The 12,605-nt window shown below is 66.4% G+C and carries 15 protein-coding genes, 1 tRNA gene and 1 pseudogene; 5 read left to right on the top strand and 12 right to left on the bottom strand.

Features of this window, described 5'->3' with window-relative positions; all coding sequences use genetic code 11:
• Positions 1 to 70: 70 nt before the first annotated feature.
• Entirely contained in the window at positions 71 to 1,258 is a 1,188-nt protein-coding gene (locus AX672_RS10745) for an acetyl-CoA C-acyltransferase (protein WP_066651238.1), read from the top strand.
• A 153-nt stretch (positions 1,259 to 1,411) separates the two neighbouring features.
• Here AX672_RS10745 and AX672_RS10740 read toward each other — a convergent pair whose 3' ends face one another.
• The 10 genes from AX672_RS10740 to tkt all read right to left on the bottom strand — a co-directional run bounded on the left by AX672_RS10740 (position 1,412) and on the right by tkt (position 10,709).
• Complete coding sequence (locus tag AX672_RS10740) at positions 1,412 to 2,224, bottom strand: inositol monophosphatase family protein (RefSeq protein ID WP_066651237.1); 813 nt, start codon at positions 2,222 to 2,224, stop codon at positions 1,412 to 1,414.
• A gap of 9 nt (positions 2,225 to 2,233) precedes the next feature.
• A complete protein-coding gene (gene efp / locus AX672_RS10735) occupies positions 2,234 to 2,797 on the bottom strand; it encodes an elongation factor P (protein WP_066651235.1) in 564 nt (187 codons plus the stop codon).
• 168 nt (positions 2,798 to 2,965) lie between these two features.
• Positions 2,966 to 3,649 (bottom strand): thiamine phosphate synthase, encoded by a 684-nt coding sequence (thiE, locus tag AX672_RS10730; protein ID WP_066651292.1) that lies wholly within the window; start codon positions 3,647 to 3,649, stop codon positions 2,966 to 2,968.
• 11 nt (positions 3,650 to 3,660) lie between these two features.
• Complete coding sequence (locus AX672_RS10725) at positions 3,661 to 4,320, bottom strand: O-methyltransferase (RefSeq protein WP_066651232.1); 660 nt, start codon at positions 4,318 to 4,320, stop codon at positions 3,661 to 3,663.
• 12 nt (positions 4,321 to 4,332) lie between these two features.
• Entirely contained in the window at positions 4,333 to 5,085 is a 753-nt protein-coding gene (locus AX672_RS10720; protein WP_066651229.1) for an SDR family oxidoreductase, read from the bottom strand.
• Positions 5,082 to 5,993: a class I fructose-bisphosphate aldolase gene (locus tag AX672_RS10715; RefSeq protein ID WP_066651226.1), complete on the bottom strand. Its 912-nt coding sequence runs from the start codon at positions 5,991 to 5,993 to the stop codon at positions 5,082 to 5,084. Before AX672_RS10715 ends, AX672_RS10720 begins: the two co-directional genes overlap by 4 nt.
• Positions 5,994 to 6,075: 82 nt before the next feature.
• Positions 6,076 to 7,236 carry a phosphoglycerate kinase gene (locus AX672_RS10710; protein WP_066651290.1) on the bottom strand — a complete coding sequence of 387 codons (1,161 nt, stop codon included), beginning with the start codon at positions 7,234 to 7,236 and terminating at the stop codon, positions 6,076 to 6,078.
• A 23-nt stretch (positions 7,237 to 7,259) separates the two neighbouring features.
• On the bottom strand, positions 7,260 to 7,718 hold the full coding sequence (locus tag AX672_RS10705) for an MOSC domain-containing protein (RefSeq protein ID WP_066651224.1): 459 nt from the start codon (positions 7,716 to 7,718) through the stop codon (positions 7,260 to 7,262).
• Between the two features lie 3 nt (positions 7,719 to 7,721).
• The gene (gap, locus tag AX672_RS10700; protein ID WP_066651221.1) at positions 7,722 to 8,732 is read right to left on the bottom strand and encodes a type I glyceraldehyde-3-phosphate dehydrogenase; all 1,011 of its coding nucleotides are present in this window, start codon (positions 8,730 to 8,732) and stop codon (positions 7,722 to 7,724) included.
• Between the two features lie 15 nt (positions 8,733 to 8,747).
• Entirely contained in the window at positions 8,748 to 10,709 is a 1,962-nt protein-coding gene (gene tkt / locus AX672_RS10695; protein ID WP_066651219.1) for a transketolase, read from the bottom strand.
• A 145-nt stretch (positions 10,710 to 10,854) separates the two neighbouring features.
• Between tkt and AX672_RS10690 the strand changes: the two genes are divergently transcribed.
• The 4 genes from AX672_RS10690 to AX672_RS10675 all read left to right on the top strand — a co-directional run bounded on the left by AX672_RS10690 (position 10,855) and on the right by AX672_RS10675 (position 12,290).
• Complete coding sequence (locus AX672_RS10690) at positions 10,855 to 11,037, top strand: hypothetical protein (RefSeq protein ID WP_066651216.1); 183 nt, start codon at positions 10,855 to 10,857, stop codon at positions 11,035 to 11,037.
• Positions 11,037 to 11,336 carry a cell division protein ZapA gene (locus tag AX672_RS10685; RefSeq protein WP_066651214.1) on the top strand — a complete coding sequence of 100 codons (300 nt, stop codon included), beginning with the start codon at positions 11,037 to 11,039 and terminating at the stop codon, positions 11,334 to 11,336. The genes AX672_RS10690 and AX672_RS10685 overlap by 1 nt, the downstream gene beginning before the upstream one ends.
• Before the next feature lie 202 nt (positions 11,337 to 11,538).
• Complete coding sequence (locus AX672_RS10680; RefSeq protein ID WP_066651288.1) at positions 11,539 to 12,087, top strand: 5-formyltetrahydrofolate cyclo-ligase; 549 nt, start codon at positions 11,539 to 11,541, stop codon at positions 12,085 to 12,087.
• On the top strand, positions 12,084 to 12,290 hold the full coding sequence (locus AX672_RS10675) for a DUF2842 domain-containing protein (protein ID WP_066651211.1): 207 nt from the start codon (positions 12,084 to 12,086) through the stop codon (positions 12,288 to 12,290). Before AX672_RS10680 ends, AX672_RS10675 begins: the two co-directional genes overlap by 4 nt.
• Before the next feature lie 18 nt (positions 12,291 to 12,308).
• Here AX672_RS10675 and AX672_RS10670 read toward each other — a convergent pair.
• Positions 12,309 to 12,385, bottom strand: a tRNA-Asp gene (locus AX672_RS10670).
• A gap of 55 nt (positions 12,386 to 12,440) precedes the next feature.
• A pseudogene (locus AX672_RS18610) lies at positions 12,441 to 12,605 on the bottom strand (AI-2E family transporter); the annotation flags it as partial.

Below are 12,605 nucleotides of genomic sequence, written 5' to 3'. Positions count from 1 at the left end.
GGGCATTTGTATTCGCCGCGTCACCGCCCTAAATCGCGCGCAACCAATTCTCTCGCGCTGGAGCCGCCCCATGAGCACCGATCCTGTCGTCATCGTCGCCTATGCCCGCACCCCGATGGGCAGCTTCCAGGGGGCGCTGAGCGGCGCGAGCGCGACCGACCTCGGCGCAGCGGCAGTGGGCGCGGCGATCGAGCGCGCGGGGCTGTCGGGCGAAGCGGTCGAGCGCATCTACATGGGCTGCGTGCTGCCCGCCGGGCTCGGGCAGGCGCCCGCGCGCCAGGCAGCGTTGAAAGCCGGGCTGCCGCTCCATGTCGAAGCGACGACGGTCAACAAGATGTGCGGGTCGGGCATGCAGGCCGCGATCATGGCGCATGACGCGATCCTCGCCGGGTCGGCCGACATCGTCGTCGCGGGCGGGATGGAGAGCATGACCGGCGCGCCTTACCTGTCGATGCGCCACCGCGGCGGCGCGCGGATCGGGCATGACGTGCTGAAGGATCACATGTATCTCGACGGGCTCGAGGATGCCTATGAACCCGGCAAGCTGATGGGCAATTTCGCCGAGGATAGCGCGACCGAGTACCAATTCACCCGCGCCGATCAGGATGATTTCGCAGTGGCCTCGCTCACCCGCGCGCAAGCGGCACAAGCGGCGGGCAAGTTCGTGCGCGAGATCACCCCGGTCGAAGTCGCCGGGCGCAAGGGATCGGTAACGGTCGATCAGGACGAACAGCCGCTGAAGGGCGATGTCGCCAAGATCCCGACGCTCAAGCCCGCTTTCTCCAAGGACGGCACGGTAACGGCAGCCAATGCCTCGTCGATTTCGGACGGGGCGGCGGCGCTGGTGATGATGCGCGCGTCAAAGGCCGAGGAACTCGGGCTGACTCCGGTCGCGCGAATCGTGTCGCACGCCGCGCACGCGCACGCGCCGTCGCAGTTCACCACCGCGCCCGTGCCCGCGATGCGCAAGGCGCTCGAAAAGGCGGGCTGGAGCATCGACGATGTCGACCTGTTCGAAGTCAACGAAGCTTTCGCGGTCGTGCCGATGATCGCGATGCGCGACCTGGGCATTCCGCACGACAAGCTCAACATCCATGGCGGCGCCTGCGCGCTTGGCCACCCGATCGGCGCGAGCGGCGCGCGGATCATCGCCACCTTGGTGTCGGCGCTCCAGACGACGGGTGGGACCAAGGGGCTCGCGAGCCTGTGCATCGGCGGCGGCGAGGCGACGGCAGTGGCGGTGGAGTTGGTGAGCTAGCGCCTGCCAGTTTGGGCCTTCGCTTGTCATCCCCGCGAAGGCGGGGATCCATAATCGCAAACGGTCGCGAATATCTGTGCCCCCAGCCCCTATGGATTCCCGCCTTCGCGGGAATGACGTAGGGATTTTGAAGCGTGCAGCTTCAAGCCTTGCCTAGCGCAGCGCGCTCGCGACCAGCTTGTGCAGCTTCGAATGCAGCCCGTCATTGGCAGCGAGATACTCCCTGCGTTCGTGCATCTTGTCGCCGCCGCGATAGTCGGTGATGTAACCGCCCGCTTCGCGCACCAGCAGCATCCCCGCTGCCGCGTCCCAACGCTGCAAGCCTGATTCCCAGAAGCCGTCGAACCGCCCCGCCGCGACCCAGGCGAGATCGAGCGCCGCCGAGCCGAGCCGCCGGATGCCCGCCACACCGGGCGCTACCGCACCGAAGATGCGGCTCCATTCGGCGAAATCGCCGTGCCCCAGGAACGGGATCCCGGTCGCGATCAGGGCTTCGGACAGGTCATTCCGTGCCGACACGCGCAGCCGCTGGTCGGTGAGCCAAGCGCCCCGCCCCTTTTCCGCCCAGAAGCTCTCGTCAGTCAGCGGCTGATAGACGAGCGCTGCCATCGTTTCCCATTTGCCGCCGGGCTTGGGCTCTTCGGCGGCGATCGAGATCGCGAAATGCGGGATGCCGTGGAGGAAATTGCTGGTGCCGTCGAGCGGATCAACGACGAAGCGCGGCTTGGTCGGGTCGCCCGTCACATCGCCGCGTTCCTCCATCACGAACGCCCAGTCAGGGCGCGCGTGGCTCAGTTCCTCGAAGATCGTCTGTTCGGCGCGCTGATCGGCCATCGAGACGAAATCGGCGGGCCCCTTGCGGCTGACCTGCAAGAGCTGGACTTCGTTGAAGTCGCGCCGAAGACGCGGCGCCGCCTTGCGCGCGGCGCGCTCCATGACGGTGATGAGGCCGGAGTGGGAAACCACGCTTCGGGGTCAGTCTGCGCGGCGGACGTAGGTCTGTTCGTACACGTCGACGACGATCCGCGTGCCAGCGCCGATATGCGGCGGCACCATCACGCGCACGCCGTTATCGAGCACCGCAGGCTTGTAGCTCGACGACGCCGTCTGGCCCTTCACCACGGCATCGGCCTCGACGATCGTCGCTTCGATCGTGTCGGGCAGCTGAACGCTGATCGGCTCTTCGTCGTACAATTCCATCACCACGTCCATGCCGTCCTGCAGGAAGGCAGCAGCATCGCCGAGCAGATCGCGCGGCAGCGTCGTCTGCTCATAGGTTTCCTTGTCCATGAACACGAGCATGTCGCCTTCGGGATAAAGGAACTGGAAGTCCTTGGTATCGAGCCGCACGCGCTCGACCGTTTCAGCCGAACGGAAACGGACGTTGTTTTTGCGCCCGTCGCGCAGATTCTTCATTTCGACCTGCATATAGGCGCCGCCCTTGCCGGGCTGGGTGTGCTGGATCTTAACCGCACGCCAGATGCCGCCTTCATATTCGATGATGTTGCCGGGGCGAATGTCGACACCGCTGATTTTCATGGAAGTCCCGCCAGGTTAGAAACAAGCGACGCGCTGTAGCGGGGCGCTGTGGATCGGGCAAGCTGTCCGCACGGATCGCGGCGCCGACAGACGAGCGCGTCGTTCGGCTGGACCGCGGCCTCGCGCGTTGCCGCGATGCGTCGCGGACGGCGTCGACAGGGCTGGTCTTCACCCGCGCAACACCGCGTCGAAGGCGGCCACCGCAGCAGCCTCGTCGCTGCCCCAGACGGCGCCCGACACCGCGAGGAAGTCGGCTCCCGCCGCCACCAGCGGCGCGGCATTGGCGGGCGTGATACCGCCGATCGCGACGCAGGGCGGCTCAAACAGCGTCGACCACCAGCTGAGCAGCACCGGGTCCGCATGGTGCTCGACCACCTTGGTCGTCGTCGGGTAAAAGGCACCGAAGGCGACATAATCGGCGCCCGCCTCGCCCGCTTCCATCGCGAGGTGGCGGCTGGCGTGGCAGGTCACGCCGATCTGCACCGACGGCCCGAGCGCCAGCCGTGCCTCGCGTGGATCGCCGTCGCTCTGGCCGAGATGGACGCCGTCGGCGCCGAGCCGCTTCGCGAGCGCAACGCTGTCGTTGACGATGAAGGCGACGTCGGCATCGGCGCAGATGCGCTGGAGCGGCTCGGCGAGCCGCGCGGCTTCATGCTGATCGACGCCCTTCACCCGGAACTGGAAGGCTGCGACCGGCCCCGCCCCCAGCGCGCGCTTCAGCCGTTCAGGAAAACCGCCGCCGACGTCGAGCGGCGAAACGAGGTAGAGCTGGCACGGCGGCCGCCGGTCGTCGCGCACGAACTGCGCGGCAAAATCGGGATCAAGCGGGCCGAGCGGGTCGTCGTCAAGCATCATGTCATCCGTCATTGCACGATCGCGAGCAGAAATCCGTCCCATTTCTTCGCACCCACCGTCTGCACAGCGGTTGCGGAGAGCCGGGGTTCATCCGCTACATAGTCGAACAGCGCCCGCGTGCCGATGACCCTGGGATCGTCGCTTGCGGGATCGAGAATGCCGCCTTCGCGCACGACATTGTCGACGACGATCACCGTCCCCGGACGGCCCAGCGCGATGGCGGCACGGACATAGCCTTCGCCATTTTCCTTGTCGGCGTCGATGAAGACGAAATCGAACGGCCCCTCACCGCCCGCCTGCATTGCCGCCAGCGTGGCGGTCGCGGCGCCAACCCGCAGATCGACGCGTTCGGCAAGTCCCGCATGCGCGATATTCGCTCGGGCGACTTCGGCATGGTACGGCTCGATTTCGAGCGTCACGACTTGACCGCCATCGGGCAGCGCACGCGCCAGCCAGATCGTCGAATAGCCGCCGAGCGTGCCGATTTCGAGTATGCGGCGCGCGCCCGCTGTCCGCGCAAGGAGATGCAGCATCTTGCCCTGTGCTGCCGAAACATCGATCGGCGGCAGTCCGGCAGATGCATTCGCTACGAGCGCCGCCGTGAGCGCGGCATCATCGCCAAGCAGCTTGCCGCCAATATAATCGTCGACGCTGGACCAGTCGCTCATGCTGCTTTGCCTTTAAAAATGCGCGAGATAGCCGCCGTCGACGGTGATGATCTCGCCCGTGATATAGGACGCCGCATCCGAGGCAAGGAAGACGGCGGCGCCCGCGACTTCTTCGGGCCGCCCCCAGCGCTTGAGCGAGGTCCGCCGGCCCAGCCAGTCGGCGATGCCTGCGTCGGCGACCATTGCGGCATTGGCTTCGGTAGCGAAGAAGCCCGGCGCAATGCCGTTCACGGTCACCCCGTGCGGGCCGAGATCGGCGGCAAGCGCGCGCGTGAGCGCCGCCAGCCCGCCCTTGGTCATCGTATAGACCGGATCGCCGCTGTTCGAGATCGGCCCGGCGATCGAGGTGATGTTGATGATTCGCCCGCGTCCGCGCTCGATCATCCCCGGCGCGACCGCGCGCGCGAGCATCAGCGGCGCGATCAGATTGGCCTCGGTCAGCGCCCGCACTTCGGCGACCGCGAAGTCGGAGAGCGCCCGCCGGTCGCGCTGCCCGACGTTGTTGACGAGGATGTCGATGCTGCCATGCTGCGCAGCAATTGCTGCAACATGCGCATCGACCGCTGCCGCATCGGTGATGTCGAAGGCACGCACCACGGCATCGCCGCCGATCCGCGCCACCGCATCGGCAAGCCGCGCTTCGTCACGCCCGTTTAGCACGACGCGCGCGCCAGCCAATGCCAGCGCGCGCGCAATCTCGAACCCCAGCCCCCGCCCCGCGCCCGTCACCAGCGCGACGCGGCTGCTGAGGTCGAACGGGTTCAGGCTTCCTCGCCCTTATAGATCGCGACCAGCTTGTCGAGCATCGCGAGCGCCTCGTCCCGCGGCCGCTGGAAGGTGTTGCGGCCGATGATCGAGCCATTGCCGCCGCCATCGCGGATGTCGCGCGCGTCTTGATAGACCGCATCGGCCCCCTTGGCCGCGCCGCCCGAGAACACCACGATCCGGCGCCCGTTGAAGCACGACTGCACGACATGCGCGACCCGCTTTGCCTGGGTCGAAGCGTCGAAGCCTTCATAGGCCTTTTGCGCGTCGTCCTGCTCGATGTGATCGGTCGGCAGCTTGACCTTGATAATGTGCGCGCCGAGCAGCGCCGCCATGTGCGCGGCATAAGCGCCAACGTCGAGCGCGAGTTCGCCCTTCTTCGACAGCTTGCCGCCGCGCGGGTAGGACCAGATCACGGTGGCGATGCCGACCGACTTGGCTTCGGCCGACATCTGCTGGATTTCCTCCATCATGTCGAACACGTCGTCGGCGCCCGGATAGATGGTGAAGCCGATCGCCGCGCAGCCAAGCCGCAGCGCATCCTCGACGCTGCCGGTCAGTGCCTGGTTGATGCTGGTCGCCCAGCTGTTCGACGAATTGACCTTCAAAATGGTCGGGATCTGCCCGGCGAAAGTGCCGGCGCCCGCCTCGATCATGCCGAGCGGTGCGGCATAGGCGCTGAGCCCTGCATCGATCGCGAGCTGAAAATGATAATGCGGGTCATAGGCGGGCGGGTTGACCGCGAATGAGCGTGCCGGACCGTGCTCGAAACCCTGGTCGACCGGCAGGATGATCAGCTTTCCGGTGCCGCCCAGTCGCCCCTGCATCAGGATGCGTGCCAGATTGGCCTTCACACCGGGATTGTCGGATTCATAATTGGCAAGAATGGCTTTGACGGTCGGCGTCATGGGGTTCCCCTGGTTCGATGCATACGAATGCTGCGGCGCTGTTAGCCGCCCCCCCGAGCCTTCGCAACCACGGGGATCAGGATCAGCGCGCGAGTGCCGCCACGCCGGGCAGTTGCTTGCCTTCCATCCATTCGAGAAAGGCACCGCCCGCGGTCGACACGAAGCTGAACTGGTCGCCCACCCCCGCCTTGTTGAGCGCCGCGACGGTATCGCCGCCGCCCGCGACCGACACCAGCGACCCCTCGCTCGTCAGCGCCGCCGCCGTGCGCGCGAGCGCCATCGTCGCGGCATCGAACGGCGGAGTCTCGAACGCGCCGAGCGGGCCGTTCCACACGAGCGTGCGGCAGGTCTTGAGCACATCCGCCAGCGCCTCGGTCGCTGCCGGGCCGATATCGAGGATCATTTCATCCTCGGCGACCTCATGGACGTTGCAAGTCCGCAAGGACGCCGGATTGGGCGCGAATTCCTTTGCGACGACCACGTCATAGGGCAGATGGATCGTGCAATTGGCCGCTTCGGCCGCGGCAAAGATGTCGTCCGCCGTCCCGGTCAGTTCATGCTCGCACAGCGACTTGCCGACCTTCACCCCGCGCGCGGCGAGGAAGGTATTGGCCATGCCGCCGCCGATGATCAGGTGATCGACGCGCGCGACCAGATGTCGCAGCACGTCGAGCTTGGTCGACACCTTGGCGCCGCCGACGACGGCTGCGACCGGATGCTCGGGATTGCCGAGCGCCTTGTCGAGTGCGTCGAGCTCGGCCTCCATCGCGCGCCCGGCAAAGGAGGGCAGCACATGCGCAAGGCCCTCGGTCGAGGCATGCGCGCGGTGCGCGGCGGAAAAGGCATCGTTGACATAAAGATCGCCGAGCGCGGCAAAGCGCGCGACGGTCGCCGGATCATTCTTTTCCTCGCCGCCGAAGAAGCGCGTGTTCTCGACGATCGCGACATCGCCGGACTGAAGTTTCGCAACCGCCGCGGTATCGCCTTCCCAGTCGACATAATGGACCGGGCGGCCGAGCACGGCCGCATAGGGTTCGACGATCTGGTGAAGCGAGAATTCGGCGCTCGGCGCTTTCGGCCGGCCGAAATGCGCAAGGATCAGCACGATCGCGCCGCGATCCGCCAGTTCGGCCACCGTCGGTACCGTCGCGCGCAGCCGCGTGTCGTCGCTCACTTTGCCGTCGGCCATCGGCACGTTCAGATCCTCGCGCACCAGCACACGCTTGCCGCTGATGTCGCCCATGTCGTCGAGCGTCCTGAAAGCTTTCACGCCTCGTCCTCCAAGCTGATGGGGTCGCCGATTGCGATGCGGCCCGCTTCGATCACTTTTGCCAATGCCCCGCCGCGCCAGTCGGCCGTCAGCGCGGCCTTCAACCCCGGCGCAATCTCTTCCATCCGGCTGCACGGATCGCATTCCTGCGTGATTTCGAGCAGCACCGCACCGATCCGCAGCCGCCTGCCCGGCTGCTGGGGCAAGTCCAACGCATCGACCAGCAGGTTCGCGCGCCGCACCGACCAATCGTGGTTCACGCCAAGGTCACGCATGGCCGCGTCCCAGTCGGCGCGCTCGATCAGCGACACTTGCCGCCGCCCGCGCCCGCCGGGTTTCACCGCGCCGCGAAAATCGCCGGCCAGCCCGCCGTCGCGCGTGACCTCGACCGTATCGAGCAATTCGATCGACCCGCGCGGGCGTCCGTGCCGCGCAATCCCGGCAAGGACGCCCATCGCTTAGAGGAACGCCGCCATAGCCTTGGCGGTGTCGACCATGCGGTTCGAAAAGCCCCATTCATTGTCGTACCAGCTGACGACGCGCACCAGCTTGCCGTCGATCACGGCGGTTTCGAGGCTGTCGACCGTCGAGGATGCTGCATTGTGCATCAGGTCGATCGAGACCAGGGGCTCGTCGGTGTAATCGAGGATACCCGCGAGCGGACCGCTTTCCGACGCTGCCTTCAGGATCGCGTTGACTTCGTCCTTGGTCACGTCACGCTTTGGCGTGAAGGTCAGATCGACGAGGCTGACGTCGGGCACCGGCACGCGGATCGCCGAGCCGTCGAGCTTGCCCTTCAATTCGGGCAGCACTTCGCCGACCGCGCGGGCAGCACCCGTGGTGGTCGGGATGATCGACATCGCGGCGGCACGCGCGCGGCGCGGATCGCTGTGGACCTGGTCGAGGATCTTCTGGTCGTTGGTATAGGCATGCACCGTCGTCATCAGCCCGCGCTCGATGCCGATCGCGTCGTTGAGGACCTTGGCGACCGGCGCGAGGCAATTGGTGGTGCACGACGCGTTCGACACGATGACGTGATCGCCGGTCAGCTTGTCGTGGTTGACGCCGTAGACGACGGTCAGGTCGACACCCTTGCCCGGCGCCGAAATCAGCACTTTCTTTGCGCCTGCATCGAGATGCTTCTGACAGCTCGCACGATCTGTGAAGAAGCCGGTGCATTCGAGTACGAGGTCGACGCCAAGTTCGGCGTGCGGCAGGTTCGCCGGATCGCGCTCGGCGGTGACGCGGATGCGCTTGCCGTCGATCACGATGTCATTGCCCTCGGCGGTGACGGTGCCGGGATATTTGCCATGGACGCTGTCGCGGCTGAACAACCAGGCGTTCGCACTGGCGTCGGCGAGGTCATTGACCGCGACCAGTTCCAGCCCGGTGTCGCCCTGTTCGAGCATTGCGCGCGCGACGAGCCGACCAATGCGCCCGAAACCGTTGATTGCAACCTTGACTGTCATGTCAAAAAGACTCCGTTAGTTCTTCAATTTATTGATGATCTTCGGCGCGATGGTGTCTGCCGTCAGGCCAAAATGCTTGTAGAGATCGCCCGCAGGTCCGGAGGCACCAAAACTGTCGATGCCGATGCGCAGGCCGTCCCCGGTGTAACGCTCCCAACCCAGCGTTGTGCCCGCCTCGATCGAAACTTTCAGCACATCGGCGGGGAGGACGTCGGCGCGATAAGCGGCGTCCTGCGCGTCGAAGCGCGACCAGCACGGCATCGACACGACGTCGGCGCCGATGCCCTGCGCTTCGAGCGCGTCGGCAGTCTCGACCGCAATCGACACTTCGGAGCCACTCGCGATCAGCACGACCTGCCGCGCAGCGGTGGCGGCCCGGAGGCGGTAGGCGCCGCGCGCGCTCAGCATGTCGCCCGTCTCGCGCAACAGCGGCAGGTTCTGGCGGGAGAGTGCCAACAGCCCGGGGCCGTCTTGCTTCGCCAGTGCCAGCGCCCAGCATTCCGCCGTCTCGACCGCATCGCACGGGCGATAGACGTCGAGATTGGGGATCATCCGCAGGCTCATCACATGCTCGATCGGCTGGTGCGTCGGGCCATCCTCGCCCACGCCGATCGAATCATGCGTCATCACATAGACGACACGCGCGCGCTGTAGCGCCGACAACCGGATCGCGGGTCGCGCATAGTCCGAGAACACAAGGAACGTGCCGCCAAACGGAATCACGCCGCCGTGGAGCGCCATGCCGTTCATCGCCGCCGCCATCCCGAATTCGCGGATGCCGTAGTTGATGTAGCGCCCGGCGTAATCGTCCGCCGACAACGTCGTCAGCGCCGGCGTCTTGGTGAGGTTCGAGCCGGTCAAGTCGGCCGAGCCGCCGATCAGCTCGGGCATCGCCGCGGTCAGGCCGCCGAGCGCGAATTCGGATGCCTTGCGGGTCGCAACCGACGCGGGCACCTTGTCCCAATTGGCGAAGGCCCAGCCGGTCGCGTCTTCCACATCGACCTCACCCGCCATCCGCCGCGTGAATTCGGCGCCGTCGGCATGCGCGGCGAGCCGCTCAGCCCATGCCGCCCGCGCGGGCGCGCCACGCTTGCCGAAATCGAGCCACGCGTCGCGAATGTCGCTGGGGATTTCGAATGGCGCCGCGCTCCAGCCCAGATGTTCGCGTGCGGCGGCGACTTCGTCCTTGCCGAGCGCGGCGCCATGCGTCTTCGACGTGCCCTGCTTGTTGGGGGCGCCCTTGCCAATGATCGTGCGGCAGCGGATCAGCGAGGGGCGCGGATCGGCGATGGCTTCCTCAATCGCGCGCGCGATGTCGGCAAAGTCATGCCCGTCGCATTCGACGACGTGCCAGCCGCTCGCGGCATAGCGCGCAGGGATATCCTCACTCGACGACAGCGATACCGCGCCGTCGATGGTGATGCGGTTGTCGTCCCACAGCACGTTGAGCCGCCCGAGCCGCAAGTGCCCCGCCAGCCCAACGGCTTCGTGGTTGATGCCTTCCATAAGGCAGCCGTCGCCCGCCACCACCCAGGTGCGGTGATCGACCAGCGCATCGTCGAATACCGCGTTCAGATGCCGCTCGGCGACTGCCATGCCGACGGCCATCGCCAGCCCCTGCCCCAGCGGCCCGGTGGTGCATTCGACGCCGGCCAGCTCGAAATTCTCAGGGTGCCCCGCGCACGGGCTGCCGAGCTGGCGGAAATGGCGAATGTCGTCGATCGTCGGCCGCGCATAGCCGGTCAGGTGGAGCAGGCTGTAGATCAGCATCGATCCATGCCCCGCCGACAGCACGAAGCGGTCGCGGTCGGGCCATTGCGGATCGGCGGGATCGAACTTCAGATAGCGCGTGAACAGCACCGTTGCGACATCGGCCATGCCCATCGGCATGCCGGGATGGCCCGAATTGGCGGCCTCCACTGCATCCATCGACAGCGCGCGGATGGCATTGGCTAAGTCGGAGTCGGCGACGCCCATCAATATCCCCGGATGGCCGGGCTCAGCGCTGACAAGGGGGCTAATTCCGGCGAGTCGATATGTGGCCGCGTCTTTGCGGGCGTCGCGCGTCCGCGTCAACCTTGGCGGTGCTTGCGGTGCCGCGCGAGCCTGCTATCGATACGCGATGACGGAGGAAAAACTGGCGGCGACCGATCGGATCGACCGCGCGCTCACCCGGATCGACACAGCCATTGCCGCGCGCGCCGAGGCGCATCAGGCCCTGATCCGGCGCCACGCCGCGCTGCGCGCACGGATGGGCGAAGCAATCGAAGCGCTCGACAAATTGCTCGCGGATGCGCGCGGCTGATGGCCGAAGTCACGCTCCGCATCGGTGATCGCGACCATCGCATCGGCTGCGCCGACGGACAGGAAGCGCATCTGATCCGGCTCGGCAAAATGGTCGCGGGCCGCTGGGAAGCGGCCCAGCGCGCCTCGGGCGGCGTCGGTGGTGAACGCACGATGCTGCTGGTCGCACTGATGCTGGCCGATGCGCTGAACGATGCCGAGATGCGCGCACCATCGGGCGACCATCCGCTGCTCGACCAACTCGCCGAACGGCTCGAGGCACTGGCGACGGCCCTTGAGAAAGACGACGACAACGCCTAAATTCAGGAGTGGCGGGAACTGCCCGGTACGAGCTTAGCGAACATCCCTGAGGCGATATCATCATCCAAGGGGGCTGTCCCTTTGCAGATTCTGGTCTGAGAACATGGTCCCCACCTGACGTTACAGGCGTCAGAGGATATTCAAGCAACCGACCCATGGTGGTCCCGCCACATTCCCGACTTGCTATTTGGAAAGCGAAGCCATGATCGCCGATGACAAAGCGGCGTTGCGAGCCCGGCTGCGGGCCGCGCGGCTGGGCTTTGCCGGTCCACCGCTTCGGGTACCAACGGCCCTGCAGACGCGATTGGAACGCCCCGGCGTCATGGCGAGCTATCTGCCGATCGCGGGAGAAATCGATCCCGCGCCGATTACCGATGCCGCGCTGGCACTTGGCTGGCAACTTGCACTGCCGCACGTCACTGCTCGCGACCGGCCAATGCGTTTCCTCGGCTGGACACCGGGCAAGCCCCTGATCGGCGGCCCCTTCGGCCTGCGCCAGCCCGCCGATGACGCGCATGAAGTGGCGCCCGACCTCATCCTGACGCCGCTGGTCGCATTCGATACTGCGCTGAACCGTCTCGGTCAGGGCGCCGGCTATTACGACCGCGCGTTTGCGGCACTTCCCGACGCCCTGCGCATCGGCATTGCTTGGTCGGCGCAACAGGTTCCCAAGGTCCCGGTTGACGCGTGGGACATCCCGCTCCACGCGGTGCTGACCGAACACCAATGGATCGGACCCGACATCCTATGAATCCCAGCTGGCGCAAACCTGCGGGTGCCTTCCTTATCATCGCGCTGATCGGCGTCTGGGCCGCGATCGTCACCAGCCTGTCGAGCTATGTCGGCGGCTGGCCGATTGCCGTGCAGACGATTTTCTATCTGGTGGCGGGCGTGGTCTGGATATTGCCGCTTGGCCCGCTGCTCAAATGGGTCGAAACCGGGCGCTGGCGCTGATCTGTCGGGAAACGCGCATGGCGCGAGTGACGGGGCTCGAACCCGCGACCTCCGGCGTGACAGGCCGGCGCTCTAACCAACTGAGCTACACCCGCTTGCGAAGCGTGAGGCGCGGCAACTAAGCGAGCCGCCCCACCCTGTCAACCGCGATCATCGCGGGTTTCGCATGTCGGCGCTGCCTTGCCTTCGCCGCTGGTCGAGCGTGCCGTGTTCGAACAGGAATCCGGCGATGTCGGGCTTTCCTGCGGCACCCAATATCGTCTGCAGGATGATCAGCAGCGGCACCGCCAGCAGCGCCCCCGGCGTGCCCCACAC

The sequence above is a fragment of the Sphingomonas sp. CCH10-B3 genome (assembly GCF_001556185.1).
Classification (GTDB): Bacteria; Pseudomonadota; Alphaproteobacteria; order Sphingomonadales; family Sphingomonadaceae; genus Sphingomonas; species Sphingomonas aquatica.
Note: the sequence above shows the minus strand (reverse complement) of the source record. Positions and strands in the feature narration are given on the sequence as shown.

Coding starts and splice junctions, on each gene's coding strand:
- AX672_RS10745 (WP_066651238.1), top strand. CDS start 71: ATGAGCACCGATCCTGTCGTCATCGTCGCCTATGCCCGCACCCCGATG.
- efp (WP_066651235.1), bottom strand. CDS start 2,797: ATGAAAATCAGCGGTGTCGACATTCGCCCCGGCAACATCATCGAATAT.
- thiE (WP_066651292.1), bottom strand. CDS start 3,649: ATGCTTGACGACGACCCGCTCGGCCCGCTTGATCCCGATTTTGCCGCG.
- AX672_RS10725 (WP_066651232.1), bottom strand. CDS start 4,320: ATGAGCGACTGGTCCAGCGTCGACGATTATATTGGCGGCAAGCTGCTT.
- AX672_RS10715 (WP_066651226.1), bottom strand. CDS start 5,993: ATGACGCCGACCGTCAAAGCCATTCTTGCCAATTATGAATCCGACAAT.
- AX672_RS10710 (WP_066651290.1), bottom strand. CDS start 7,236: ATGGGCGACATCAGCGGCAAGCGTGTGCTGGTGCGCGAGGATCTGAAC.
- AX672_RS10705 (WP_066651224.1), bottom strand. CDS start 7,718: ATGGGCGTCCTTGCCGGGATTGCGCGGCACGGACGCCCGCGCGGGTCG.
- gap (WP_066651221.1), bottom strand. CDS start 8,732: ATGACAGTCAAGGTTGCAATCAACGGTTTCGGGCGCATTGGTCGGCTC.
- tkt (WP_066651219.1), bottom strand. CDS start 10,709: ATGGGCGTCGCCGACTCCGACTTAGCCAATGCCATCCGCGCGCTGTCG.
- AX672_RS10690 (WP_066651216.1), top strand. CDS start 10,855: ATGACGGAGGAAAAACTGGCGGCGACCGATCGGATCGACCGCGCGCTC.
- AX672_RS10685 (WP_066651214.1), top strand. CDS start 11,037: ATGGCCGAAGTCACGCTCCGCATCGGTGATCGCGACCATCGCATCGGC.
- AX672_RS10680 (WP_066651288.1), top strand. CDS start 11,539: ATGATCGCCGATGACAAAGCGGCGTTGCGAGCCCGGCTGCGGGCCGCG.
- AX672_RS10675 (WP_066651211.1), top strand. CDS start 12,084: ATGAATCCCAGCTGGCGCAAACCTGCGGGTGCCTTCCTTATCATCGCG.